Here is a 25,397-nt window from a genome sequence, read left to right on the forward strand (position 1 = left end):
TTCTTGCGATACACGTAAGTCCAGAACTCATCAACCTCTAAGCGTTCATAGTAGCGCTTCTTAGGCGCGATCTTATAAATGGATGAGCCTATGGTGCCCAATACTTTACCGATACTGACTGAGGCTATAACAGCTATGTCTCTAACGCCGCAACCTCTAACCGTCATTAGCCGTATGATGTCTTCTATTTTAGAATGACAGCCGTGATAGGTTAAGGCATGGTCACCAATAAATTGTCGTTTGCAGTCCTTGCATTGGTAGTTCTGCTTGCCATAGCTTTTTATGCCGTTTTTCTTTAAACTGGGACTGTGACAGTCGGGGCAGCTGATATCTATTTGTGTCTTCATAACCTCAAATATATCATCTTGCTTTGGCTGTCACCCTCCTTTTATCTCCTCAGCATACTTTCTGATACACCACCAATAATTTAGCTGCTGATAAAAAAATGCTTGCATGAAAAAACTATCTTTGATAATTTGTATATACAAATTAATAATACCACCAAATAATGTTGCCAACAAACGGCAACTAGTAAATTGTATAAACAATCACAAGGATTTGAGTATGACTACCGATAATGGATTGAGCAGAAACGCCACAAGCAACAATAATAAATTCACCCGCCGTGACGAAAGTCGCAATATCGCTGCACCTACTGGCAGTACATTAAACTGCAAAAGTTGGCTGACCGAAGCCCCTTATCGCATGCTACAAAACAACTTACACCCTGACGTCGCTGAAAACCCAAAAAGCTTGGTTGTGTATGGCGGTATCGGACGCGCAGCCCGTAACTGGGAAAGCTATGATCAAATCCTCGCGTCACTCAAAGAATTAGAAGACGATGAGACACTATTAGTGCAATCTGGTAAGCCTGTTGGCGTCTTTCAAACTCATGAAAATGCGCCGCGCGTATTAATTGCCAACTCCAATCTTGTCCCGCGTTGGGCAACGTGGGAGCATTTCAATGAGCTTGATCGCAAAGACTTATTTATGTATGGACAAATGACTGCCGGAAGCTGGATTTATATCGGCACTCAAGGCATCGTCCAAGGCACTTATGAGACTTTTGTCGAAGCTGGTCGTCAGCATTATGATGGCAGCTGGGCAGGACGTTGGATTTTGACCGCTGGTCTTGGCGGTATGGGTGGTGCTCAGCCATTAGCCGCGACCTTTGCTGGCGCGACCTCTCTAAACATCGAGTGCCAGCAGTCTAGTATTGATTTCCGTTTGCGTACGGGTTACGTCGATAAACAAGCTGACAATCTTGACCACGCTTATGAGCTTATTAAACAACATACGGACGCGGGTGAAGCGGTTTCTATCGCCCTACTTGGCAATGCCGCAGACATCTTGCCTGAGATGGTCAAGCGTGCCAATGCAGGCGAGATAAAACCTGACTTGGTCACTGACCAAACCTCAGCTCATGATTTAATCAATGGCTATCTGCCAAGTGGTTGGACAGTTGAAGAGTGGAAAGCGGCACAAGAAAATCCAGAGCAACATGAGGCATTAACCAAAGATGCCGCCGCGTCTTGTGCCGTACACGTACAGGCGATGCTAGACTTGCAAGCAATGGACATTCCAACGACTGATTATGGCAATAACATTCGTCAAGTTGCCTTTGATGAAGGGGTAAAAAATGCCTTTAATTTCCCGGGTTTTGTGCCCGCCTATATTCGTCCGCTGTTTTGCCAAGGTAAAGGGCCATTCCGCTGGGTAGCATTATCAGGCGATCCAGAAGATATCTACAAAACCGATCAAAAGATTAAAGAGCTGTTCCCTGAAAATCAGCATATTCATCGCTGGTTAGACATGGCAAAAGAGCGCATTCAGTTTCAAGGTTTGCCAGCACGTATCTGCTGGTTAGGTCTTGGTGAACGTGACAAAGCAGGTCTTGCTTTTAATCAGATGGTCAAAAACGGTGAATTAAAAGGTCCTATCGTTATCGGTCGTGACCATTTGGATACTGGCTCTGTTGCCAGCCCGAACCGCGAAACAGAAAGTATGAAAGATGGCTCAGATGCGGTGTCAGATTGGGCACTATTGAACGGCATGCTCAATGTCGCAGGCGGTGCCACTTGGGTATCATTGCATCATGGCGGTGGCGTAGGTATGGGGTACTCACAGCACTCAGGCATGGTCATCGTCGCTGATGGTACTGATGCGGCAGCCAAACGCTTGGCACGAGTATTAGTCAATGATTGTGGTTCTGGCGTTATGCGTCATGCAGATGCAGGCTACGAGCTAGCGATTAAAACTGCCAAAGATTATGGCTTAAAGCTACCGATGATTAAATAGAACAAACCACTTTTACACTATAAAAATAAATAACTAGGATAACTCGCATGACCACTATCAAAAAACTAACCCTACACCCGCGCCAATTAAGCTTCGAGATGTTGCGCGATATTTATGAGCGACCTGTCATACTGACACTACCTGAAAGCGCTTATGAAGCGATAGATGCCTCGCATGAAGATGTACAAACGATTATCCGCCGTGATAAGAGCGCTTATGGTATCAATACCGGTTTTGGTCTGTTGGCAAAAACCCGTATCAGTGATGATCAGCTTGAGCTACTCCAGCGTAACCTTATCGTTTCTCACTCAGTGGGTACTGGCGAGGCGCTGCCAGACAATGTAGTTCGGCTAATTATGGTGATGAAAGTTGCAAGCCTCGCGCAAGGCGTCTCTGGCGTCCGCCGCGTCGTGGTCGATAGCCTACTCGGTTTGATTAACAATCAAATTACCCCAAACATTCCGGCTAAAGGCTCCGTTGGCGCCTCTGGTGACTTAGCACCTTTATCGCATATGACACTGGCTATGATGGGCGAAGGCGATGTCTATGTTGGCGGCAAAAAAGTACCTGCTGCTGATGCGTTAGCGCAGCATGGTCTTGAGCCCATTACCCTAGCAGCCAAAGAAGGTCTTGCCCTTATTAACGGTACGCAGGTCTCAACCGCATTGGCATTGCGTGGTTATTTCTTAGCACAAGATTTACTTGAGACAGCCACCATCGTCGGCTCCATGTCTATTGATGCCGCCAAAGGCTCAGATGCCCCATTTGACGCACGTATTCATGAAGTGCGTGGTCATCATGGTCAAATTGAAATTGCCAAAGCGCATCGTCAGCTGATTAAAGGCAGTGCTATCCGTGCCTCCCATGATGGCGAGCAAGACGATAGAGTACAAGACCCTTATTGCTTGCGTTGCCAGCCACAAGTCATGGGCGCTTGCCTTGATATCATCAACCAAGCAGGCAAGACTTTATTAATTGAATCTAACGCGGTAACTGATAACCCACTTATTTTTAACAACGATGATGGTCCTGTTGCTATCTCAGGTGGTAACTTCCATGCTGAGCCAGTTGCCTTTGCCGCAGATATTTTAGCCTTGGCGATTGCTGAGATTGGTTCTATGTCTGAGCGCCGTGTGGCTTTATTGATTGATGCAACCTTGTCAGGTGGCTTACCACCATTCTTAGTTGATAATGCGGGGGTAAACTCAGGCTTTATGATTGCTCATGTGACGGCAGCGGCTCTGGCTTCAGAGAACAAGTCTATCGCCCATCCAGGCAGTGTCGATAGTATTCCAACCTCTGCCAACCAAGAAGACCATGTATCGATGGCCACTTATTGTGCGCGACGCCTATATGAGATGGCGCAAAATACCGCCACCATTATCGGCATTGAGCTCTTGGCTGCTGGTCAAGGTATCGATTTTTACTGTGGACTAGATACCTCAGAGTCGTTACAGACAGCGCATCAGAAACTACGCGAGCAAGTCACTTTTTATGATAAAGATCGCTACCTAGCGCCTGATATTGAAGCAGCAAAGCAACTGGTATTAGATGGTACGCTCACCGAATATTGGCAATCACTGCGTAGCGATTGGTACGAGTCTAAATAGGAAAGTTTTATATATTTAAAATCCACTCTCAATTATCTAATTTTATTGGTGTAGACCATACTAAATTGAGAGTCAGGTTTTATATTATGAAAGGAGGTCTACAATGACAATAGCCGTTAGCCACACTGCAGCTGATATGAGTCGGTGGACAGGACGTGCAGAGCCGTTTGAGTCTGCGCGCGCCCGCTACTGGCATCAAATAGTGAAGCCTTATGCCTTTGATAGCACCAGTCAGCAAAACGGCCAGCGCATTGGACTGGTTGGGTTCGCTTGTGACCAAGGCGTCAGACGTAATCAAGGACGCGTGGGTGCACGAGCTGCGCCGCCCTTGATTCGTCAGGCATTTGCGGCGCTGCCGGTCATCGCTGAGTTACAACAACGCTTTGATGGTCAATTACCAACCCTGCTGGGTGATGCTGGCGATATCCATTGTCATGATAATGATGATTTTGCCGAGCGTACCCTGGAGCAAGCCCAAGTAAAATATGCCGAGAAGATAAGTGATATTATCCAGCAAGGCGGTCTACCTATCGGGCTTGGTGGTGGTCATGCCATTGCTTATGGCAGTTTTTTAGGATTGTGGCAGGCGCTGTCATCAGAAACCTATAAGTCTACTAATGACGTTAGCAATATCGAAAACCATGTCAAAAGCAATGTTGAAAATGATGCAAGCACAATGCCTACCATCGGGGTGATTAACTTTGATGCGCATCTAGATATTCGTCAATCTGATGTCGCCACGTCTGGTACGCCATTTCGCCAGATTGCCGAGCACCTTGATAAACAAGGTCAGCCATTTCACTATTGCTGTATTGGCGTCAGTCGGTTTTCAAATACTGCCGCGCTCTTTGACCGTGCTGAGCAGTTAGGCGTACATATTATCAGTGACGAAGATTGCACCAATAAGAAGTGGAAAAAAATTGCTACTCAAATAGAGACCTTTATCAACGAAGTTGGTGTGGTCTACTTAACTATTGATATGGATTGCTTGCCATCGAGCGTCGTTCCTGGTGTCAGTGCGCCCGCCGCCTATGGTATTAACTTGGCATTCGTTGAGCGCGCGGTCAAACGTATCATGGCATCAGGCAAAGTAAAGATGGCTGATATTGCCGAGATTAACCCGACCTTTGATATTGATGCGCGCAGCTGTAAAGTCGCCGCTCGCCTCTTGGCGACTATTATCGAGCAGCATTTACTCATCACAGAAACGCACTAGCTTCAAAATAAGCAGGAGCACATCATGACTAATACAATAAATCCTACAAATCAAAAGCCTATAAATGATTCTACCCTTACAGCATTTGACCACATCATCATCAATGCCAATCTCGCCACCTTTTCAGCGCTATACGGGTTTGATATTTATAGCGCCAATCAAAGCAATGATCAAAACAACAATCAGAATGAAAGCACGCCTTATGGTCAATTAGGAAACGCTGCTATCGGTATCAAAGACGGCAAAATTGCATGGGTTGGTACGCATGAGCAAATAAAGCCGCATCTTACTCATTATAAAAGCGATCAAATCAAAGACGTTAATAGCAACTGGGTCACGCCCGGACTCATCGATTGCCATACCCATATCGTTTATGGCGGTAACCGCAGCAACGAGTTCGAAGCGCGATTGCAAGGTGCCAGCTATCAAGATATCGCGGCACAAGGTGGCGGCATTGTCTCAACCGTTAGCGCCACCCGCGCAGCGAATGAGGAAGAATTGTTTGCGCAAAGTGAAAAACGTCTGCTCGCGCTCATCAAAGAAGGCGTGACCAGTGTCGAAATCAAATCTGGGTATGGACTGGACTTAGACACTGAGCGCAAAATGCTAAAAGTCGCCCGCGCTCTCGGTGATAAACACAACATTCATGTCAGCACCACTTATTTGGCCGCCCATGCGCTACCATCAGAGTATAAAGACAATGCCGATGACTATATTGAGCAAGTTTGCCAGTGGTTACCAATCTTGCATAGCGAGGGCTTGGTCGATGCGGTCGATGGTTTCTGTGAAAAAATTGCCTTTACTGCTGAGCAGATTAAGCGCGTCTTTGAAGTCGCTCGTTCGTTAGACTTGCCAGTTAAGTTACATTCCGAACAGTTATCAAACATAGGCGCTAGCGCTTTGGTAGCAGCATACCAAGGATTATCAAGCGACCATCTTGAGCACTTAGTAGAAGACGATATTAAAAAAATGGCTGCAAGTAACACGGTAGCCGTGCTATTGCCGGGTGCTTTTTATACCCTGCGTGATACTAAGTTGCCACCGATTGAAGCATTGCGTAAACACCAAGTTCCGATTGCCGTTTCAACCGATTGCAACCCCGGCACTTCGCCACTCACATCGCTGTTATTAGCGATGAATATGGGCTGTACACTATTTTACTTAACCCCTGAAGAAGTGTTGGCAGGCGCAACGGTTCATGCGGCACAAGCGTTAGGTCTCGCCAACAAAGGTAAAATAGAAGTGGGTTACGATGCTGATTTGGCATTATGGGACATCGCGCGCCCTGCTGACCTAGCTTATCAAATGGGGCTAAATCCTATTGCAGGTATTATGGTTCAAGGTCAGTGGCATACCTAAGCAAAGTAATAACTGAACGCATAATATATTCTTAAAACCGTCGTTTAAAAACACAATAACCAATATACTTGCCTCTTTATTCTCCATAAACAGAGAAAAGAATATCAAGCATATTGGTTTTTTTGTTGAAGATTAAGAGGATTCTTAAGTGCTACTACTGTTAAGTGCTACTGGTTTGTTTTAAGTGGTTGCGGTATCAAATGACTCAGCCAATATCACATCGCCATCTTCACGCGTAATCATGACCGTCGCTGAGCGCGGGGTACTGCCACCCGCGACGGCGCCCCAGCTATTGCCTGGATGTTGAATATTAATAAAGAGGGTTTTAAAGTCTGGTGTCATGGTGATACCAGTCACCTCACAACCCTCAGGACCGACGAAAAAGCGTTTGATATTGTCATTGCTGGCAGGCATGCCGACTCGGGTTTGCTGCCCTGCTGAAGTGGTCATAAGCGAACCATCACTGACTTTGCCCGGTAGTGCCGCAAGCAACATACAACTGCTGGTATCCGTATAAGCGCCATCATCTGTCTGAATCCATAACACCCCGCGCGGATCAAAATACAGTCCGTCTGGCGACGATAAATCGTTGTTGTCATTTAGCTGTGATAAGTTCTCCGCTGATAAATCACTTGGCGAGGCAAACAGGTAGATATCCCACTCAAAACTTGTTGCCGCATGATTGCCACCTGCTTCTGCCCAGCGAATGATATGACCATTGTCATTACCGCGCGCTTTGCCGCCAACTTGATAGCTGCGTGGATTCGACGCTGAGAGCGGTTGATCATCACTTACGCCGCGATATTTATTATTGGTCAAGGTCACATATACCTCACCCGTTATCGGGCTGACCGATACCCATTCAGGTCGATCCATCTTAGTCGCCCCAACGACATCAGCAGCGGCACGAGCAAAGACCAATACCTCATCTTGTCCATGAAACGGCAAGACAGTATTAGAGGCATCCAATCCATTTTGACCATGGACAAGTGCTTTCCACGCCCCGCTGCCATCTTCATTAAAAATAGCAACATATAGCGTGCCATCGTCCAAATATTTATTGCCCGCTTTTAAGCCGCCGCCGATATCAGCATTTGACCACGTGGCTTTTGAGACGAATTTATAAATATATTCGCCGCGGGCATCGTCACCCATATAAAAGACCACGGGTTTACCTTGTTCAACAGGCGCATAGGCACAGTTTTCATGAGCAAAACGACCCAATGCCGTGCGTTTTTGCGGTATAGAATGTTGGTCAAAAGGGTCAATCTCGGTGATATAACCAAAGGTATTGAATGCATGACGGTAGTCATCAGCAGCGCTGGCACCGACGGCGGTCATATCCCAACGTGAAAACTCGTCAGGGATTGCAGCATCTTTGGCGTCAGGTGTATGCCACAAATATTCAAAGCCTGGGAAATTCTCCGTTGCCCCGTAGCGTTCACGACCGTAGTTGTGTCCAGTGCTCAATTGATTGGCATCTTGCCCGCGGGCAAAAACCCCTAAAAAGTTCTCTTCTGTGGTCAGATAAGTGCCCCAAGGTGATAGTCCAGCACCGCAGTTATTATTAATGCCGCGAGTTTGAAACCCTGTCGGATCAAACTTGGTCTTAACCAAATCAGATCCTGCAACAGGACCTGTTAATTGGGCAGTCGTACTGCTGGTAATGCGGCGATTGTATTTCGAATTGGGTACCATCTCATAACCCATACCATCAGCGCGGCGGCGCATCTCAACCACAGCGACCCCATGACAGTTGACCTCACGGCGCACGTCGCTTGCGAGGCGACGGTTTTGAAAAATTGCCGCAGCGCTACTATCTTGAATGACATGATAACCAAATGGGCTAAGCTCACTACTGTTTACATACTCATGATTCATCACCAGTAGACCATTCTCTGACGCTTTGGCATCGTACGCATTGCCGTTTTTGCCAAAAAACCACATGCCATCATGGTTGTCACCCATACGCCACTCAAACGACTCAGCGGACTGCTCACGATTGTCTTTCCAATCATCGATACCAGATATCAGCGGCATGCCTAGTGGTAATATCATCTCGGCTTTATAACCTGCTGCCACGCTCATGGTGTCAGCTTTTGAATGCGGTACGGCTGTAAACTTCAAAGTTTCAGGACGTTTTAAGTTACCTTGCGCAGGAATAGCGGCACTGTTATCGTCGCTGGGTTTAACAGGCAAGTTGCTATCATTATCGTCGCTACAGCCGACCAAAGGTAGTGCGCCAAAAAACGCCGCCGCCGTCAACCCTGTGCCACCTTTGAGGATACTGCGGCGATTCATACGGCGATTGATAATGGTTTGAAAGTCAATATTATCAGTCGGGTTAGAGTCTTCAACAACTTCGTGCGCAAGCGTTTGCTTGTTATTCAATGAGGTCATGTTCAGTCACCTTGTTAGGCTGGATTTAGTAGGCTGAGTTGGCATAAAAAATATCGCGGCGTTATCGTTGTAACGACCAAAATACGATTTATGTTTGAGTCTACTGAAACTCCATGACAACTTGATGACAAATTTTTAGATAATAATCTTTAAAAAACCATGCTGTTTTTGATATGTTAATCTAAGCATATAAAGCGCTACGTTATTTATATTTACGTCTTAAGAGCAACCTTCGACCAAATAGATAGCATCTGGTAACCCAATATCAATACTTTCGACCTCTCCCTTTAATAAACTTTGCTTGTCTGCCGTCCACTCTGTTGAGTTAATTCTATAATTATTAAGCTTTTGACCACCCTTGATATGATATTCAATCTGTATGGGCAACTTGTCTTCTTGATTATTCAGCTTGATGTTTTCGGCTTTTAATGTTTCTCCGAGTTGGGGCTCTTCTATCAATTTAAAGTTAACGTTAGCAATCAGGCTATAGTAGTCACCATCAACCGCATACTTATCGACTTCATAAGTCAGCTCGTTATTATGCGCTTTCATCACCTTTGTCACTGAATCACCAACATGGATGTCTGTATAAAAGGGTATGTTTGGAGCCTGAATAGCAATAAGAGCAACTTTGTTATCGATGATTTGATAGAGCAAAGAGGCGCGTTTACCGTACTCTTTATCCACATAGTTCAGTGCTGGATTACTGACGTAATAGCATTGCTCGTTGTCAGTTTTTTCTTTGGTCAGTCCTAGCTCATTTAGTAATTCAGGGGTAATAATCTGCCCAAAGCTTAGCTTTTGGTAGCCTGATGGATTGACGGTTTTATCATTAGATAACTTTTCTGCTTCGTTATTCCGTGCTTTATCCGCATTAGCAGGATTTATAGAACTAGAATTGATAGACGCATTATCTTTCTCAGCCGTATTTTTATCTATATTATCCGTTTGCGCCGTGGCATTATCATTTTCATTTGAATTTGCAGGCTGCGAGTCACAGCCTGCCAGCAGTTGCGCCGTACCGAGCAATACAGTAGTAAATAGTACTGTTTTAATAGTTGCTAAAGATGAGCCTTGGGTAAAATCTAACATGGCAACTCTCCTAAATTTGGATTATCCATATTAATAAAGCATAAACAACCTTCACTACAAAACCGGCGTACCCTGCGTACTAAAAGCAAAGCCTTTATTGCTAAAATTACCAATCATTACCGCCTCGATGACGGGCTTGACGGTTTCATCTACCCCTTCGACTTCAATGATAAACTTTGCCCCAGAGCCCCCTTTATCCTCTTCTTTTTCGACGATATAATTTAACGTCGCCATGGCGGGCAGCTCAATAGTTTCTGTTAAATATGACTTTACAAGGTCGCCATCGGTACTGTAATAATCTATCTTATTAATATAGAGTGATTTTTTTATGGTGGTATTGCGCACGCTTAAGGTCGCTGATAGTAAAACCTTACGATTATCCCTATCGGTATAAATATCTGAGTAAATTGGTACATAAAAGGTTTGTTTATAGCCAAACTGGCTGTGATCGACTTTTTTAGAGTGCTTCTCAAGCTCTTGAATCGGGTCTTGGTGCTTCTCTGAAAACATGACATTTGGGTTTTGTTTCGACTCATCACAGCCGCTGAACAGCATGAGACTGGCAAGACACAGCACGGATATGCAGCACTTATTCATAACGTTATCCCTAGCGATTAGTGTACTTTAACCCCTACACTACGTAAAAAAGTATTGATATGTTTGTTAGCGCCATATACCACTAGCACATCATTTTCTTGTAGCACTTGCTCTGGTGTGGCCAATCCCTGAATACTGGGTTTGCTCTGCTGACGGCCAAAGCTGTCTTCATAATGCTCATAGCGCATGGTACTCAATAGCTTGATATTAAACTTATTTTCTAGCTGTAATGTCGCTATTTGTTTGCCAATCAAAGGAGTAGGAATAGCAATCTCGACAATACTAAAGTTGTCAGTCAATTCAAAAGAATCAACGAAATAGCGCAATGACAGCCGTTTTGCCCAGCGCATCGCCGATTCTTTTTCAGGATGGAAAATATCGTCGACCCCAATCGCTTGCAGTACTTTTTCATGTAAGGGGTTGATACTACGACTGATTAAGCGCTTGGCTTTTAAAGTTTTAAACAACGCCGTTGCCATAATGTTGGCCCCTTCGTTTTCCCCAATCGCCACCACCACTATATCGGTATCCATAATAGGCAAGCCATTGACCGTATATTCGTCGGTGGCATCCATGCAGATAGTATGAGTGATGGCTTCTTTATACGCTTCAACCTTTTGCATGCTGCTATCAATGGCGATGACTTCATGACCTTGGCTCGTCAGCGCCATGCCTAACGAAGACCCAAAACTGCCCAAACCTGCAATGATATATTTCATAATATTCCTTGTCACTCATGCCACCGTAAAAGCAGCAATTGCGACGTGTTTAGTTAATGCCTAATGAGTTATAAATTATTTTTTTAATTAACATTTTTTAATTAACATTAAGTTAATTGATAGTAATCTCTTCAGTCGGATAACGATAGTTACGCTGATATCTATTCTTCAGTAGCGCAATAAATATCGTCAACATCCCCACCCGCCCGACAAACATAATCACCGAAACGACAAGTTTGTTAAAGGTCGATAACTCGGTGGTTAAATTTAAACTCAAACCAACCGTGCTATAGGCAGAAAAGCATTCGAAAATCACTTTAATCAAATCAAGCTCGGGCTGATCGTAACTGATAAGAGTGACCCCCATGCCAATGACAAATAAAGACAGCCACATAATGGAAAAGGCCCGACGAATAGAGATGTCAGCAATCTCGCGCTGAAACACTTCAACCTTGGTCTGACCACGGGCTAAGCTCAAGGTGTTTAACACTGCAATGGCAAAGGTGCTGGTTTTTATACCACCGCCGGTAGAATTTGGTGAAGCACCAATCCACATCAAAAAAATCGTCAGCATAATAGTCGGAAACGCGAGCGCATCCATATCGGCAATATTAAAACCTGCGGTACGCGGAGTGGCCGCCGTAAATAGCCCTGTGATTAGCTTAGCGTAAAAACTCTGATGCTCAGCAAGGATGCCGTTGTATTCAAACAGCATGACCCCGACCACACCAATTAACAATAAAGCGCCGGAGGTAATTAACGTAATACGGCTATTGATACTCAGTAGCCACGGCTGATAGCCGTAACGTGGATCATTTTGGAAAATCGCCCTTTGGGCACGGTGACGCAGAAAGCGCAATAGATTGACGACAATGATAAAACCCATGCCGCCAAATAAGAAAGTGGTACTAATAATAAGCTGTAAAGGATAATTAAAGCGCAGTGACTCATCGTATAAGCCGGCGCTAAAGGTCGAGAATCCTGCATTACAAAATGCAGAGATGGCATGGAATATCGCAAAAAATAGCCTTTCTGCAAAGCTCATCCCGGGTAAATCATAGATACTAATATAAATCAAAATAGCAGCCAGTGCCTCAACCCCAAAAGTCACATATAAAATGGACTTAAGGGTGGTGACCATATCGCCCATCCTTCGTGAAACGTTCATTTCACTGATACTAAGCTGCGTCTCATAACTGACGCCGCCCTTAAAAAAATAGCTAAAGTAGGTCACAAAGGTCAGAATACCCAAACCGCCAATTTGAATCAGCCCGATGATAATCAGCTGCCCAAACGTGGTAAAACGGGTCGCCGTATCCACCACAATCAGCCCTGTCACACAGACCGCACTGGTAGCCGTAAATAGGGCGTCGACAAAGGATATCGGCTCAGTGGTGGCATTGGGCATCATCAGCAGCAATGCTCCGACCAATACCACGGACAAAAAACTTAAGATAAAAAATTGACCTGGGTTTAAAAAAGCCCGATTAAGGCTAAATTTATTGTCCGATATCTCACGGATAAAGGTGACAAAAACAGCAATCTTAATCGCAATAAAACCATCTACCGGCATCGATAATCCGGAGCGCGCCAGCTCAAAGAAATGCACCGCCAATAGCACAACAATAGCGACACTGGTTAGTAAATCGAAAACCGCGACTTTATTAACCGATAATCGTGACTTTGAGCGCATATAACGCCCTACCGTGGCCACAAAACCCAATAAAATAATCATTAAATAAAAAATATGAAAAATATGCTGTAGCCATGTCGTGAGCGTAAAACCACTATCGACTAAGGCAATTCCAACGCCAATGGCGCCAATAACAATCGTGAACTTATTCAACAGCCGATACGGTAGGGCTGGATGCATAGCCTAATTCCATGAAAGGAGTAACGATAATACTTATACGCCTTTTTTTCGCCATCCACTAAGACTGTTTTTAAAGAATCGTAACCAGTTATGACATCTTTTATGCTTGTCTTTTGTTCAATATCTAACCTCGCAGCCTTTATTGTGAATACAATTATTTTGCACCGATAGGCAATCTATATTTTTTGAATAAAATGATTAGGATTTCAAAATCGATACTAAGCACAGGCGTCATATAGATTTGCTTAGCCTAAAAATAAAAAAGCTTTCAAGCTATATATCTTATAGCTTGAAAGCTTTTTTAGCACTTATTTACAGCAGGTGTTTACAGCGATTTTTTATAACAGTTATTAATATCAGACATAACCTAAATTATGGTTAGCTCGACTTATATAGAAACCGCGCTATTTTTTACATATTTAAAATACTGTATCGGGAAAATCTTGTCATAAGCCCAGTTATAAGAAAAGGTATAAGCCAAATAAAATCCAACCAATGACGCATCCATAATAAAGGCTTGCCATAAACTAATGCCGAGATACCATGAGACCATGGGCAGATATAGAAGCAGCAGACCACCCTCAAATAGCAGTACATGAAGCACTCGAATCGCTGGGGTCTTAAATGTGCTGCGTTTAAACTTTACCATGCCTTTATCAAAGACAGTATTGAAACCGTAGTTCCATATAGTCGCTATGATAGAGCCTACGATGGCAATAACACCGATATCTTTTATGTCAAAATCAAAAAAGAAGCTCATAATGGGAATGGATAGTATTAATGCAATTATTTCAAATCCAACAGCGTGACGTATACGATCTCTATGAGTTCGCATGATTAATCCTTATAGAATATACATTCATAGTACTTAGTTGACTCTATTGTATCTGTTAAACTAATAGATTAAAGTTACTGTCTATAGGAAAAACCGATACATGAACTTTTCTTTAGAGCAACTACAAGCATTTGTGGCAACGGTAGAGACTGGCTCGTTTTCGGCAGCAGGACGGCGGCTTGGCAAAGCACAATCATCGGTTAGTGCGGCGGTGGCAAATTTAGAAATCGACTTGGACAACGTGTTATTTACTCGAAATAGTCGCTATCCTGAATTGACGGAGGAAGGTAAACGGCTGCTAGCTGAAGCGTATTTAATACTGGAGCGCTGCGAGCATTTCTTCGGGGTGGCGAAAAGCTTAAGTGAAGGTGTCGAAAGCCGTTTGGTGCTGGCAGTTGATGATCTCTATCCATCAGAGTGGCTGGCGCGATTGCTCGATGAGTTTGATAACTTGTTTCCTACTGTGGAGTTAGAATTGCTGCTGCCCATCATGGAAGATGTTAGTCGTTTAATTTTAGAAAAGCGCGCGGATCTAGGCATTATGTGGAGCCAAGAGGATTTGCCATCGGCTATTAGTTTTCATACCTTAGGCTGGATTCCGCTTAAGATGGTTTGTGCGCCTGAGCATGAAATAGCAAACCGAGTGGTCAGCTGGGAGGACTTAAAAAGATACCGTCAGCTCATTGTTGCAACGCGCAACGAGAGTAAAGAAAAATCACGCCTACGGGTTGCCGCCGATGTATGGTGGGTTGAGAGTCAGTGGGTGATTATTGAGCTGGTGCAACGTAACCTTGGTTGGGCGTTGGTGCCTGAGCATATTATCGTTGATGCGTTAAAGGATGGCTCTTTGGTATCACCAAAGCTGGATTTTGATAAGCACAGTTGGCCCGTTGCGGTTGAGCTGATTTGGCATAAAGAAAAACCGTTAGGTAAGGCTGGCACGTGGTTAAAACAGGCGGTTATTACCTTAGACCAACAGGCATAATAGCCTTTCTTTATAGCTATCAATCAAGGGCTGATACCCTATCAATTATTCATTCGTCAAAACCATAAAAAGCCCTCTTCGCTATTTTTACATAACGTAGAAGGCTTTTTTAGTTTTCTAGGTGACTCTGCCAGTATTAGGCTTTAAGAATAAGATTACTCTATAGATTGATTTTTAAATCAACTGTGCCAAATCAGTTAATTTATCCAATACTATATCTGGAGAAGACTTTTCAAGCTGTGCTTTGGTTTGCGCGCCGGTCAACACGCCTATACATAAGCCACAATTGGCATTTTTCCCTTCTTCAATATCGATGCCACTATCCCCCGCTTTTAACACTTGCTGTGCATTTTCAATACCAAACTTATCCATGGCAAGCGTAATCATATCTGGCGCTGGGCGACCATTCACCACATCATCAGCTGTAATTAGTGCATCAATCTCGCGACCTACTGACCACCCTAAAATAGTTAATATCTTATTGGCAGTCTTTGCGTCATAGCCCGTATTTAACACCACTGTTCTACCACTGACTTTTAGCTTATTAAACAGCTCCAGCATGCCATCAAAGGTAGCCAAAGTATCTGCTGTATAAGCCTCTGCCAAACTGGTTTTAAAGATTATAAAGGCTGCATCTGTAAGTGGTTCAACCTCATCCTCAGCGATATCCAATTCATTCAGTATGTCATTGATCGCTTGACGTTTTTCCTTGCCAGCGCCAAACTCTAAGCAGATATCTAAACCAACTTTATGATTCGCTTTATCGTCATCGTTAAGCGCTTGATTGATCGCATCACGTACCGTTTTATAGACGAGATTGTCTTCATTAACAGTCGTGCCCGCCATATCGAAAATACATAGCTGAATATGATCGAATTGCTCTTTAATACTATTAATATCTGTACTCATTATTTTGACTCCAATACGAAATGAATTAACTCTTCACCAAATGCAAAGCCTGTCGATGCGCCAGTACCGCTAGTGACAGAGCCGACAACCACTCCTTTTTCTGGTGAGGCTTTAAAAACTACGTTATCACCGCTGGGATAAACACCTAACCAATGCTGCACGATATCAATCTCGCCAACATCCATGACTTGATGAAACTCGTTAATGATTAAATCATCGATACGCACATCTCTAAACGGCAACTCCTTATCGCTATAATCATGGCTATCACCAATGATGAGAGAGCCATCGGCGGATTGCACCACGATTAGATGAACGCCTGCTTTGCGCTCAGCTGACTGGATGTTATCCAGTAATGAGATTAACCTTTGGGCTTCAGGTAATTGGGCAAAGCCATCATATCGCGCAAAGCTTAAATCCGACATCACCGCAGCATTTAGCTTGAATGCTTTTTTCGGCATGACACGCATCATATTGAGCGTGCAAAGTTTGGCCTTAGCCTGCGCCAAAGTCTCTGGATATAAGCTATGCAAATCTGTACCGGGACAGACGACACAATGCTCTGCTTGCAGCGTACCACGACTGGTATGAACCATAGGTAGCTCGATGGAATGCACAGTGGTTTTATTATAAAAATCTACCCCGTGCGCTTGATGTAACCAATTTGCTAATTTACCAATGGCGGTCTTTGATTCGACTCTAAGCTCATGAGGGCTATATAACACACCTAAACTGTCTTTAAAATACGGGGTGTTTTCTGCTATTTCAGCTTGAGTTAATAACCGACAAGACGCGCCCATCTCTGTTTGTAAAAACGCCTCAGCCACGTCCATTGCCTCTGGGCGCTGAATAAACATATGCAAACCACTATGCTCCACCTCGATACCTGCTTTGGGTGCTATATCTGCCCAGATATTACGCGTATGCATTGCTCGCTGCCAATGCGCGCCACTTTGCTGCCCACTCACGGTGACAAAACCAAAGTTACGTACTGACGCATCTTTATTTTGTGACTCTCGTTCTACCAACGCCACACTCAGCCCTTTTTTAACCGCGGCATAAGCGCTGGCAAGGCCGACAATACCACCACCAACTATCACCACGTCATATTTTTTTTCAGACAATTTGCTTGTTAACTGCACTTTGATGTTCCTTATTTTTAGAATGTAAAATTAGAACTTATATCTCAAATTTAGCCCGCCCTGGTTGCAACGCTTATAGCTTTTGACCGTGGAAAAATGCCCTGTGCTTATCTAGTAACTCAGCGGTAAGTGGCTCAGCATAGGTTTTTACATTTTTGATTTGGTTCTCAGATGCAACAGTTTCACCGTCATAGATGATATTTGGATATATTTCTAATAGCTGCGGTCGCGCATTTTTGACGATGATTTCGGCCATTTTCATCGCATTTTTATTGGTTTTATCGCCTTTATCGATGACAGCCACCGACTCACTTAGCGTATAGTTGCCTTCGCTAGGATCGATGTAATCAATAGGCAGTCCTTCTGCTTTATTAACGACGGCTTGATGGCGCATGCCAAAGCCAATAGGCACTTCACCTGCCATGACCTTTTTTAATGGACCTGAACCTGATAATTCTAGATTTGGTCCGGCGTTTTCGCGAATACGATTCATGATGGTTTGCCCTTCGGCATCCATGCCATAGGCAGCAGTGATATTCTGCACAAACAACCAACCGGTCGAGGAGCCATTGGGATCAACCATAGCAATTTTGTTTTTATAGATGGGTTTTGCCAAATCTTTGGCACTGGTTGGTCTAGGCAAATTTTGCGCGGCCATCTCTTTGGTGTTTAAAATAATCGCCCCAGTAAAGCTTAGAATGGGTGCATAGTAACTAGGAACCGCTACTTGGGGATTGACCTCAAAGCTGACATCCTTAAACATCGAATGTTTTGCCTGCGCGCTCTCTAAATAAAACGAGCTCATGGTGACTAAATCTGCTTCTATATTCTTACCTTCGGCCAATAAACGCCCGCCAAGCTCACCCGTACCAAAAGACTGAAATATATATTGCCCTTCATACCCTGCTTCGTTTAGCACTTCTTGGATGACTTCTACCGCTTCTTCGTCGGCATTGCTATAGATGATAACCTCTTCTGCACTACTTCCCTCTGAAGAAGCTGAGCTACAACCGGTCAAAATAATGCCGCATGTGAGACCTATCATTAACGTTTTTAATGAAAACATTTTTTATCCTATAGATTTTATTGAGTTTTAATAATTAAAGTTTGATTTGTATGGTCGATAACTATGTTTAAGCCGTCGTTGACGCAACAAGCGTCCCATCTTTAGCTTTCGTTGTCCCGTAGAGTCGTCGGCTATGTATATGACGAATGATGGCAAACAGTATCAAGGCGCAGATATTGGTCAGCAATATCATCAGCGATAAGATAAAAATCTCATCAAAGCGCGCAAAGTGCTGTAACTCTACGATTTTGGTGGTGAGCACCATGGTTTTGGCACCAGAGATAAAGATAACTGCGCTAATCGTTACCATGGCACTGATAAAGTAGAACGAAGCGACTTCAATTAAGGTAAAAAATGAATTGGGAATCACAATGCGCCGCAGTGTCGTAAACCATGAATCACCTAATAAGCTAGCCGTCGTCTCCCAGCCTAAGTTCATTTTAGCCAGTGCGTTTTTACTCATCAGATAAGGGGTGGCGAAGTAGTGAATGATGTTGCTTATCACGATAATAAAAATAGTATTGGCAATTGCTGAGCCTGAAAACATCATAAGATAGGCAATACCCACGACCATCCCTGGTACGGTATTGGTGACCAATGCTGAGCTCTGGATACTGAATTTACCGATTTTGAATAAACCAGAGCGCTCGCATAATAACGCTGAAAAGTAAGTGATTAAGGTGCCAAAGATAGCCGTCAATACCGCTACGATGAGTGAGTTTTTATAGACCCGCATTAGATTGGCAGATTCTAAAACCTTGCTGACGGTTTCCGTGCTGAATTGCATTTGATAAGGCCATGTCTTTATCCACGGAATGATAAATATCACCGCAAAAACCATCAGTAAGCAGAACAAGATAGCGCTCGATAATACGGCTAATACTCGGTCTTTGATTTTCGAAGAAGGCAGATCGATATTTTCAACCGAATCGTAGCGGATATTAAAGCGCGCGACATACCAGAGTATGGCAATACTCAATACCGATGGAATGAGCATAAACAGTGCGACCACCGCCCCTTTTTCAAACGAAGGAGACGCGCCTAATATTTGTGTATAAAGCTCAATGGCGATGACTTTATATTGCCCACCAATGGACGCTGGGATACCAAAATCTGTGAAGGCTAAAAAGAAACATTGAATCATTGCCGCCGCAAAAGTACCAATTAACGGGCGAATAACCGTCATATCGAACTGGCGCAGAGACGAATCGCCCATTAACTCCGAGACGATCACGAACTTTTTATCTAAATATTGAAAGGTATTATTGAGTAATAAAAAGGCGATGGGTAAGGTGTAAATGGTATAGCCAAGCCACATTCCTTGAAAGCCGTATATATTTTCAAACAGCTGAAAGCCGAGTATTTGGGTCAATAACCCTTGCTTACCAAAGGTATAAATAATAGCAAAGCCATAGGTCACCGTTGGCAATAACATGGGCAATAGCGCTGCAACTTTAATGACCTTTTTAAAGCCCTTCGGTAAATTAGTCCAATGCACGGTATAAGCTAAGATGAAAGCCAGCATGGTGGCACTCAGAGCACTTACCGTCGCCACAAGAAAACTATTAAACATCACCTGTTTAAAGCTATCACTACTTGCGATACTTTTATAGTTATCTAAGCCAATGCCATCGCCGACATTTAATGATAACGCCAGCATTTTACCTAAGGGTACAAACAAAAAGGCGATGAATAAAATCGTCACAAATAGCCAAATGCCTTTTGCTTGGGGTGGGTTACTAAGCTTCATAAACGTCCAAAACAATCAAATGGTCAGGTTTTTACTGAACGACAGCTATAGTCAGTATCTTAGTTGCCGATTCAGTCACTGTAAGCTTCTACAAGATTAGCCTTTCACCGTATCTTTTGACTTTTGCTTATCATGGACAGTGATAACTTTAGAATCAGTATGACGAGGGCTAATATCAGCCTCATACTGTCCATAGTTTTGAGTTTGAGTGTATTTACTTAGCGGATCAGCTTCAGATATACCATCGGCAAATAAGCTTAAGATATTGCGACGTTTGATATTGAGCTGATTTAGAATGAAGTTGGTGACAAAATCATTAGCAGGATTGTGTATGATTTCAGCGGGTTCAGCGAATTGCGCCACTTTGCCATCTGATAGCAGTAGGATGCGATCAGATAACGTCATCGCCTCTTCTGGGTCATGGGTGACAATCAAGGTAGTCAGCTGATAGCGTACGGCAATCTCACGAATGCGCTCTTTGACGGTTTCCTTAATCACCCCATCTAATGCCGACAAAGGCTCATCCAACAGTAGTATTTTGGGTTTCATGACCAGCGTACGCGCCAGCGCGACACGTTGTTTTTGACCACCTGATAGCTGATGAATGCGCTTACTTAGGTGCGCCTTAATATCGAGTAAATCGATCAGTTCATCGACTTCTTGTTGTGTACTGACACTAGGATTGTTACGCAGACCGTATTCGATATTTTGTTTGACATTAAGATTGGGGAATAACGCATAATCTTGAAAGACGATATTAAAGCCTCTTTGTCTCATAGAGACGCGGGTAATATCTTCGCCGTTATAGGCAATACGGCCGCCGCTAATGTCGGTTAGACCCAAAATCATATGCAGTAAAGTGGTCTTGCCGCAGCCGGATGGCCCTAAGATTGAAACTATCTCACCCGTGTTAATTTTGAGTGAAAGATCCTCGAATATCACCTTATCATCATATCTCTTTGTAACGTGTCTTAGCTCTAACATATCCACTCACCTAATCGCTTATGATTAAAATTTAATTATTTATCTTGGATAGGTCAGCAGTGTATCTAGCAGATATGACACTTCGATGAAAAAAATGATAAAAAATCGCGTAAAAGGTTTTGGCATTTTTTGTTTTCTTAATATCAACAACCCATTATTTGACCCCGTCACCTTAACGTCTTCTTAACAAGCTAGTTGTTAATGTAAGGAATATATATTCCCTATAACCCTGTTGAGAAGTCTGTGTATGTTGACACTTCAAGCACTTAGTACCAATGCCACTAAAGCTGATGCCAAAAAAAGCATCATAAGCAGATACTTTAATCGTGAAATTCATCTTAATTATCTAATTATTATCATTGCGCTATATTTGGTGGCTACTGCCAATATGAGCTTTTTTGAGCAAGTGTTAAATATTTATCCTTTTAGCAGCAATATTGGCTTTATGATTTCTATCACAGGCTTACTGTTTGGATTGATATGGCTAGTGCTGCAACTATTGTGTTATCGGCCAATCGCAAAGTTAGTGCTGATTGCGATGGTATTAATAGCTGCGGTATGTGGTTATTTTACCGATGGCTATGGAACGATATTTGATCATAATATGCTGGTCAATAGCATGCAGACCGACCAAGCAGAAGCGATGGGCTTGATGGCACCGAGTTTTTTTGTTCGCGTTCTTTTATTAGGAGTATTGCCAGCTATTATCATTGCTAACATTCGTATCAAGCGTACGCCTTTACGCCGCGCATTATGGCAACGAGCGCTTACTTTGATACTCTCTATCGTATTAATAGCCATCTGCCTACTACCCTTTGGCGACCAATACGCCACCTTTTTTCGCCAGCATAAAGTGGTGCGTAGTTATACCAATCCTATTACTCCTATTTATTCTGTCATCAAACTTGGCACTGATTACGTCGATGAATTGCGTCGTCCTGACACCTTAATACTGCATGCAACAGATGCCAAACGCACCATACCCGTCGCTAGCAATAGCACAGCTACGGCAAAACCTAAATTAATGGTCTTTGTCGTCGGTGAAACGGTTCGCGCTGACCATATTGGCTTAAACGGGTATCAGCGCGAGACTATGCCGCTACTGGCTAGCCAGCCAGATATTTATAGCTTTAGAAATGCGACCTCTTGTGGGACCTCTACCGCCTATTCGGTTCCTTGCATGTTCAGCTATGCTGATAGAAAGGATTACGATGCCAGTAGTGCGGACTATAATGAAAACGTGCTTGATACCTTGCATAAACAAGGCGTCAACGTTATTTGGCGCGATAATAATTCTAGCTCTAAAGGCGTCGCCGATAGGGTGACTTTTGAGGATTATAAAACGCCTCAACTTAACCCTGATTGCGATGGCGAATGCCGTGATATTGGTATGCTCAATGGCTTTGATAAACTGGTAAAATCAGAGGCATCACCAGTAAAACCCGATACAGTAAATTCGAATACAGTGCCAAAAGACACGCTTGTTGTATTGCATCAAATGGGTAATCACGGTCCTGAGTATTACAAACGCTATCCTAAAATCTTTGAAGTTTTTAAACCCGTTTGTATGACCAATGAGCTGTCTAAATGTGATGGTCAGTCGATTATCAATGGCTATGATAATGCGATTCGTTATACTGATTATTTTTTGAATAACGTTATCAATACGCTAAAAGCTTATGAGCAGGATTATGATGTGGTGATGGTATACATCAGCGATCATGGAGAAAGTTTGGGTGAAAACAATATCTACTTGCATGGCTTGCCGTACAGTATGGCGCCAGATGCTCAAAAGCAAGTGCCTGTGATTGTCTGGTCACCTGCGAGTAATGGCATCGATAGCACTAGCAGCAATAAAAGTAGCCTTGCTAACATGATTAAGCAGCCCGTATCCCATGATTTTATTACCCCAACCTTACTTGGCTTTTTTGGTATCACGACCGATGAGGTAGCTGCCGCACCGACTTTCTTTAAAGCTACCACTTAGAGTTTTGTAGGCTATTTTAAGACTTTTAAACCTATTTTCTTAGCGCCCTGTTGGCATTTATGCACGAGACATGTATGTACAAGATACTCGTTATTGAAGACAATCCTGATATTGTCGCCAATATTTACGCTTTTTTTGAGCCCAAGGGCTTTGAGCTGGACAATGCTCATAACGGGATTAGTGGTTTGACGCTCGCCTCGAATAACCGTTATGACGTTATATTATTGGACGTCATGCTACCGGGTATGGATGGCACCAAACTGTGTAAAAAGCTCAGAGAGGAGCTGCATGATAAAACCCCCGTATTGATGCTGACTGCTCGCGATACTATTTCGGACAAAGTAGCAGGCTTCGATAGTGGCGCGGATGATTATTTGGTCAAACCTTTCTCATTGGTTGAATTGGAATCACGCATAAAAGCCCTGATACGCCGCCATCAAGATAGGCATTTTGAGCACAGTATCACAGTCGGCAAACTGTCTTTAAATACGGAAGTACACACGATTGTTCGTGAGGGCAAACCTATAAAACTGACGCCAACTGGGTTTAAGATATTACAAATACTGATGAGCGCTGCGCCGCGAGTGGTCAGCAAAAACGAGTTAGAAGAAAAAGTATGGGGTGAGGATATTCCAAGTAGCGATGCGCTGCGAACCCATGTGCATAGCGTACGCGCACAAGTCGATAAACCGTTTGATAAAACGATGATAGTGACTGTGCCTGGGATTGGTTATCAGATTATTGATCCGGACAAAGAATAAAAGACGATCGTAAGATTGATAATATTAAGCGACTCAACGCTATTATGAATGCTCTTGCTACTCTTTCATCTCGTTCTACCTACTGCTTGTCATTAAGAAGTAAATACCATGTTAGTAAAGACAATGTTTAGCGTCGACTCCATCGCCAATAAATTTCGCATCTCCTACTTTCTGTTTGCCCTATTGCTTTGCGCCACTTTCGTCAGTATTTTTATGTATGCTGAAATGAAGCTTGAACAAGAGTTGGTCAAAGCACGCTTGATTCAACAATTGGCACTCAGTCAAGAAAAAGAAGGTGAGCAGCCGGTTTATATTGCCAATCCCGGTATCAAAATCTATGACTATGATAATGCACCTGCTAATCTAAAAGCCATGGCAACCGATACGGTGCAAGAAACGCCGGTCACTGTAGATACCGAATCAGGCAGTATCAACACTAACTTGCATTTTTTTCTCTATCAACAAAACAATCACAGCTATCTTTTAACCTATTTAGAAGACAGTGAGTTGGTGATGGAAAGCTATCCCGTTTTGGCCATATTTGAGCAATTAGAAGACATATTTGCCAACGCCTTAAAAGTTGCTGTTATTTTAAGCCTGCTCATTGCTGCGATATTCTCTCAGCTGTCCTCAAGGCAAATCACCAAGCCTTTATTAGACTTAAAAAAAGCCGTAGAGACTGACCATCAAAATTTAACCGAATTGACTCATTTGCCATCCGAGGTTGGCGTTTTGGCTCGCGCCATTGATGAGAAAAACCAAAAGCTTGAGCAGTACTTAAAGCGTGAGCAATTATTTACCGGTGATGTCAGCCACGAATTGCGCACGCCCTTGACCATTATTATGGGCGCATCAGAAGTACTGGCATCACAATTGGCCGACGACAGTCACTTGAGCGAATTTACCAATCGCATTAGCAATACCGCCAAAGAGACCTCTGAGATTATCACCGCTTTACTCTTACTCTCTCGTGCACCTGAAAAACTGGACACGCCGCACACATCTATCAATAACATTGCGGTTAATGAAGCTGAGCGTTTAAAGTATTTATTACGCTACAAGTCAGTCACGTGCACCGTCGTCGCTGAACAAGAATATTTCGCCTATGTACGACCTGAACTGCTAAAAATGGCATTAGGGAATCTAATAAAAAATGCCTTTCAATACACTGATGATGGTGAAGTTATTATCAGTATTGACGCTGAGAAAATCACCGTCACCGATACAGGTCTTGGCATTCCTGAAGCCATGATGCCATTGCTATATGAGAGATTTGAGCGTTTAGAGTTACCACATAATGATAAGCAGTCGGATAAGATTGAAGGTACAGGTTTAGGTCTTAGCATCGTGCAACGCATTATGACGCATATGGGCTGGAAGCTAACCCACCAAGCCAATACTACAGGCGGCAGTACCTTTAGTATTTATTATCAATAGTTTTAGGAGAAGCTTAACGCTTTCTTAATACGCCCTATTTTATACTCAGTGCTCACTGGTTCCATTTACTCTTTTTAAATGGTTCGAAATCTACCGTATGCACTGATTTTAATAGACTATTAAGAATCCAATATGAACCAAGTCACTCCCATTCATATCAATAACAATCAAACAAACTCCCATTCTAACAACTCAGAAATGCCTGATACATTCATTATGGCTGATAACTTTGCCAGTCATGCAAAAGGTAAAAAGGGGCTTTCTCGTATCGTTAACGCCGCAGGGTATTCCTTAGATGGATTTAAAGCGGCTTATAAATTTGGGTGGTGTATCAAAAAGTATGCTGGAGTAATAAAAGAAGGGTGACAGCCGAAGCA

The 25,397-nt window shown here is 43.3% G+C and carries 21 protein-coding genes; 9 read left to right on the plus strand and 12 right to left on the minus strand.

All coding sequences use genetic code 11. The features are described from left to right. A partial coding sequence (locus EI161_RS06690) for an IS1 family transposase (protein ID WP_192529269.1) occupies nt 1-347 on the minus strand: 347 nt, incomplete at its 3' end. 217 nt (nt 348-564) lie between these two features. On the opposite strand from EI161_RS06690, the gene hutU reads away from it, so the two are divergent. From hutU to hutI, 4 genes are all read left to right on the plus strand, one after another. After that, nucleotides 565-2,298 carry a urocanate hydratase gene (hutU, locus tag EI161_RS06695; RefSeq protein WP_192529270.1) on the plus strand — a complete coding sequence of 578 codons (1,734 nt, stop codon included), beginning with the start codon at nt 565-567 and terminating at the stop codon, nt 2,296-2,298. Between the two features lie 47 nt (nt 2,299-2,345). Next, nucleotides 2,346-3,908, plus strand: a complete 1,563-nt coding sequence (gene hutH, locus EI161_RS06700) for a histidine ammonia-lyase (protein WP_192529271.1) — start codon at nt 2,346-2,348, stop codon at nt 3,906-3,908. A gap of 103 nt (nt 3,909-4,011) precedes the next feature. Further along, nucleotides 4,012-5,124 carry a formimidoylglutamase gene (locus EI161_RS06705; protein ID WP_192529272.1) on the plus strand — a complete coding sequence of 371 codons (1,113 nt, stop codon included), beginning with the start codon at nt 4,012-4,014 and terminating at the stop codon, nt 5,122-5,124. Between the two features lie 24 nt (nt 5,125-5,148). After that, the gene (hutI, locus tag EI161_RS06710) at nt 5,149-6,483 is read left to right on the plus strand and encodes an imidazolonepropionase (protein ID WP_192529273.1); all 1,335 of its coding nucleotides are present in this window, start codon (nt 5,149-5,151) and stop codon (nt 6,481-6,483) included. Nucleotides 6,484-6,663: 180 nt separating this feature from the next. Here hutI and EI161_RS06715 read toward each other — a convergent pair whose 3' ends face one another. The 6 genes from EI161_RS06715 to EI161_RS06740 all read right to left on the minus strand — a co-directional run bounded on the left by EI161_RS06715 (nt 6,664) and on the right by EI161_RS06740 (nt 13,999). Then, complete coding sequence (locus tag EI161_RS06715) at nt 6,664-8,883, minus strand: PhoX family protein (protein WP_192529274.1); 2,220 nt, start codon at nt 8,881-8,883, stop codon at nt 6,664-6,666. 219 nt (nt 8,884-9,102) lie between these two features. After that, nucleotides 9,103-9,975, minus strand: coding sequence for a hypothetical protein (locus tag EI161_RS06720; RefSeq protein WP_192529275.1), 873 nt, complete (start codon nt 9,973-9,975; stop codon nt 9,103-9,105). 54 nt (nt 9,976-10,029) lie between these two features. Then, nucleotides 10,030-10,572 carry a DUF3124 domain-containing protein gene (locus EI161_RS06725; protein WP_192529276.1) on the minus strand — a complete coding sequence of 181 codons (543 nt, stop codon included), beginning with the start codon at nt 10,570-10,572 and terminating at the stop codon, nt 10,030-10,032. A 17-nt stretch (nt 10,573-10,589) separates the two neighbouring features. Beyond that, nucleotides 10,590-11,291, minus strand: coding sequence for a potassium channel family protein (locus tag EI161_RS06730; RefSeq protein WP_192529277.1), 702 nt, complete (start codon nt 11,289-11,291; stop codon nt 10,590-10,592). A gap of 112 nt (nt 11,292-11,403) precedes the next feature. Next, a complete protein-coding gene (locus EI161_RS06735; protein ID WP_192529278.1) occupies nt 11,404-13,164 on the minus strand; it encodes a TrkH family potassium uptake protein in 1,761 nt (586 codons plus the stop codon). Nucleotides 13,165-13,552: 388 nt separating this feature from the next. After that, a complete protein-coding gene (locus EI161_RS06740; RefSeq protein ID WP_192529279.1) occupies nt 13,553-13,999 on the minus strand; it encodes a PACE efflux transporter in 447 nt (148 codons plus the stop codon). Nucleotides 14,000-14,099: 100 nt separating this feature from the next. On the opposite strand from EI161_RS06740, the gene EI161_RS06745 reads away from it, so the two are divergent. Next, a complete protein-coding gene (locus tag EI161_RS06745; RefSeq protein WP_068035765.1) occupies nt 14,100-14,984 on the plus strand; it encodes a LysR family transcriptional regulator in 885 nt (294 codons plus the stop codon). A 174-nt stretch (nt 14,985-15,158) separates the two neighbouring features. Here the strand turns inward: EI161_RS06745 and EI161_RS06750 are convergent, their stop codons facing one another. The 5 genes from EI161_RS06750 to EI161_RS06770 all read right to left on the minus strand — a co-directional run bounded on the left by EI161_RS06750 (nt 15,159) and on the right by EI161_RS06770 (nt 20,835). Beyond that, nucleotides 15,159-15,893, minus strand: a complete 735-nt coding sequence (locus EI161_RS06750) for an HAD family hydrolase (RefSeq protein WP_192529280.1) — start codon at nt 15,891-15,893, stop codon at nt 15,159-15,161. Next, nucleotides 15,893-17,035 (minus strand): TIGR03364 family FAD-dependent oxidoreductase, encoded by a 1,143-nt coding sequence (locus EI161_RS06755; protein ID WP_192529281.1) that lies wholly within the window; start codon nt 17,033-17,035, stop codon nt 15,893-15,895. Before EI161_RS06755 ends, EI161_RS06750 begins: the two co-directional genes overlap by 1 nt. A 73-nt stretch (nt 17,036-17,108) precedes the next feature. Beyond that, complete coding sequence (locus EI161_RS06760; RefSeq protein ID WP_192529282.1) at nt 17,109-18,101, minus strand: ABC transporter substrate-binding protein; 993 nt, start codon at nt 18,099-18,101, stop codon at nt 17,109-17,111. Nucleotides 18,102-18,168: 67 nt separating this feature from the next. Next, a complete protein-coding gene (locus EI161_RS06765; protein ID WP_192529283.1) occupies nt 18,169-19,851 on the minus strand; it encodes an ABC transporter permease subunit in 1,683 nt (560 codons plus the stop codon). Nucleotides 19,852-19,947: 96 nt separating this feature from the next. Next, nucleotides 19,948-20,835 (minus strand): ABC transporter ATP-binding protein, encoded by an 888-nt coding sequence (locus EI161_RS06770; protein ID WP_192529284.1) that lies wholly within the window; start codon nt 20,833-20,835, stop codon nt 19,948-19,950. A 247-nt stretch (nt 20,836-21,082) separates the two neighbouring features. On the opposite strand from EI161_RS06770, the gene EI161_RS06775 reads away from it, so the two are divergent. The 4 genes from EI161_RS06775 (at nt 21,083) to EI161_RS06790 (ending at nt 25,386) form a co-directional block, all read left to right on the plus strand. Beyond that, nucleotides 21,083-22,822 carry a phosphoethanolamine transferase gene (locus EI161_RS06775; RefSeq protein ID WP_192529285.1) on the plus strand — a complete coding sequence of 580 codons (1,740 nt, stop codon included), beginning with the start codon at nt 21,083-21,085 and terminating at the stop codon, nt 22,820-22,822. Between the two features lie 74 nt (nt 22,823-22,896). Next, nucleotides 22,897-23,583: a response regulator transcription factor gene (locus EI161_RS06780; RefSeq protein WP_192529286.1), complete on the plus strand. Its 687-nt coding sequence runs from the start codon at nt 22,897-22,899 to the stop codon at nt 23,581-23,583. A 123-nt stretch (nt 23,584-23,706) separates the two neighbouring features. Further along, entirely contained in the window at nt 23,707-25,020 is a 1,314-nt protein-coding gene (locus EI161_RS06785; RefSeq protein ID WP_192529288.1) for a sensor histidine kinase, read from the plus strand. 132 nt (nt 25,021-25,152) lie between these two features. Beyond that, nucleotides 25,153-25,386: a hypothetical protein gene (locus EI161_RS06790; RefSeq protein WP_192529287.1), complete on the plus strand. Its 234-nt coding sequence runs from the start codon at nt 25,153-25,155 to the stop codon at nt 25,384-25,386. Nucleotides 25,387-25,397 lie beyond the last annotated feature (11 nt).

This window comes from Psychrobacter sp. FME5, from assembly GCF_014861375.1.
GTDB lineage: Bacteria > Pseudomonadota > Gammaproteobacteria > Pseudomonadales > Moraxellaceae > Psychrobacter.

Bases quoted from the DNA above. Each gene is read 5' to 3' on its own strand.
- hutU (WP_192529270.1), top strand. From the start codon at position 565: ATGACTACCGATAATGGATTGAGCAGAAACGCCACAAGCAACAATAAT.
- hutH (WP_192529271.1), top strand. From the start codon at position 2,346: ATGACCACTATCAAAAAACTAACCCTACACCCGCGCCAATTAAGCTTC.
- EI161_RS06705 (WP_192529272.1), top strand. From the start codon at position 4,012: ATGACAATAGCCGTTAGCCACACTGCAGCTGATATGAGTCGGTGGACA.
- hutI (WP_192529273.1), top strand. From the start codon at position 5,149: ATGACTAATACAATAAATCCTACAAATCAAAAGCCTATAAATGATTCT.
- EI161_RS06715 (WP_192529274.1), bottom strand. From the start codon at position 8,883: ATGACCTCATTGAATAACAAGCAAACGCTTGCGCACGAAGTTGTTGAA.
- EI161_RS06720 (WP_192529275.1), bottom strand. From the start codon at position 9,975: ATGTTAGATTTTACCCAAGGCTCATCTTTAGCAACTATTAAAACAGTA.
- EI161_RS06725 (WP_192529276.1), bottom strand. From the start codon at position 10,572: ATGAATAAGTGCTGCATATCCGTGCTGTGTCTTGCCAGTCTCATGCTG.
- EI161_RS06730 (WP_192529277.1), bottom strand. From the start codon at position 11,291: ATGAAATATATCATTGCAGGTTTGGGCAGTTTTGGGTCTTCGTTAGGC.
- EI161_RS06735 (WP_192529278.1), bottom strand. From the start codon at position 13,164: ATGCATCCAGCCCTACCGTATCGGCTGTTGAATAAGTTCACGATTGTT.
- EI161_RS06740 (WP_192529279.1), bottom strand. From the start codon at position 13,999: ATGCGAACTCATAGAGATCGTATACGTCACGCTGTTGGATTTGAAATA.
- EI161_RS06745 (WP_068035765.1), top strand. From the start codon at position 14,100: ATGAACTTTTCTTTAGAGCAACTACAAGCATTTGTGGCAACGGTAGAG.
- EI161_RS06750 (WP_192529280.1), bottom strand. From the start codon at position 15,893: ATGAGTACAGATATTAATAGTATTAAAGAGCAATTCGATCATATTCAG.
- EI161_RS06760 (WP_192529282.1), bottom strand. From the start codon at position 18,101: ATGTTTTCATTAAAAACGTTAATGATAGGTCTCACATGCGGCATTATT.
- EI161_RS06765 (WP_192529283.1), bottom strand. From the start codon at position 19,851: ATGAAGCTTAGTAACCCACCCCAAGCAAAAGGCATTTGGCTATTTGTG.
- EI161_RS06770 (WP_192529284.1), bottom strand. From the start codon at position 20,835: ATGTTAGAGCTAAGACACGTTACAAAGAGATATGATGATAAGGTGATA.
- EI161_RS06775 (WP_192529285.1), top strand. From the start codon at position 21,083: ATGTTGACACTTCAAGCACTTAGTACCAATGCCACTAAAGCTGATGCC.
- EI161_RS06780 (WP_192529286.1), top strand. From the start codon at position 22,897: ATGTACAAGATACTCGTTATTGAAGACAATCCTGATATTGTCGCCAAT.
- EI161_RS06785 (WP_192529288.1), top strand. From the start codon at position 23,707: ATGTTTAGCGTCGACTCCATCGCCAATAAATTTCGCATCTCCTACTTT.
- EI161_RS06790 (WP_192529287.1), top strand. From the start codon at position 25,153: ATGAACCAAGTCACTCCCATTCATATCAATAACAATCAAACAAACTCC.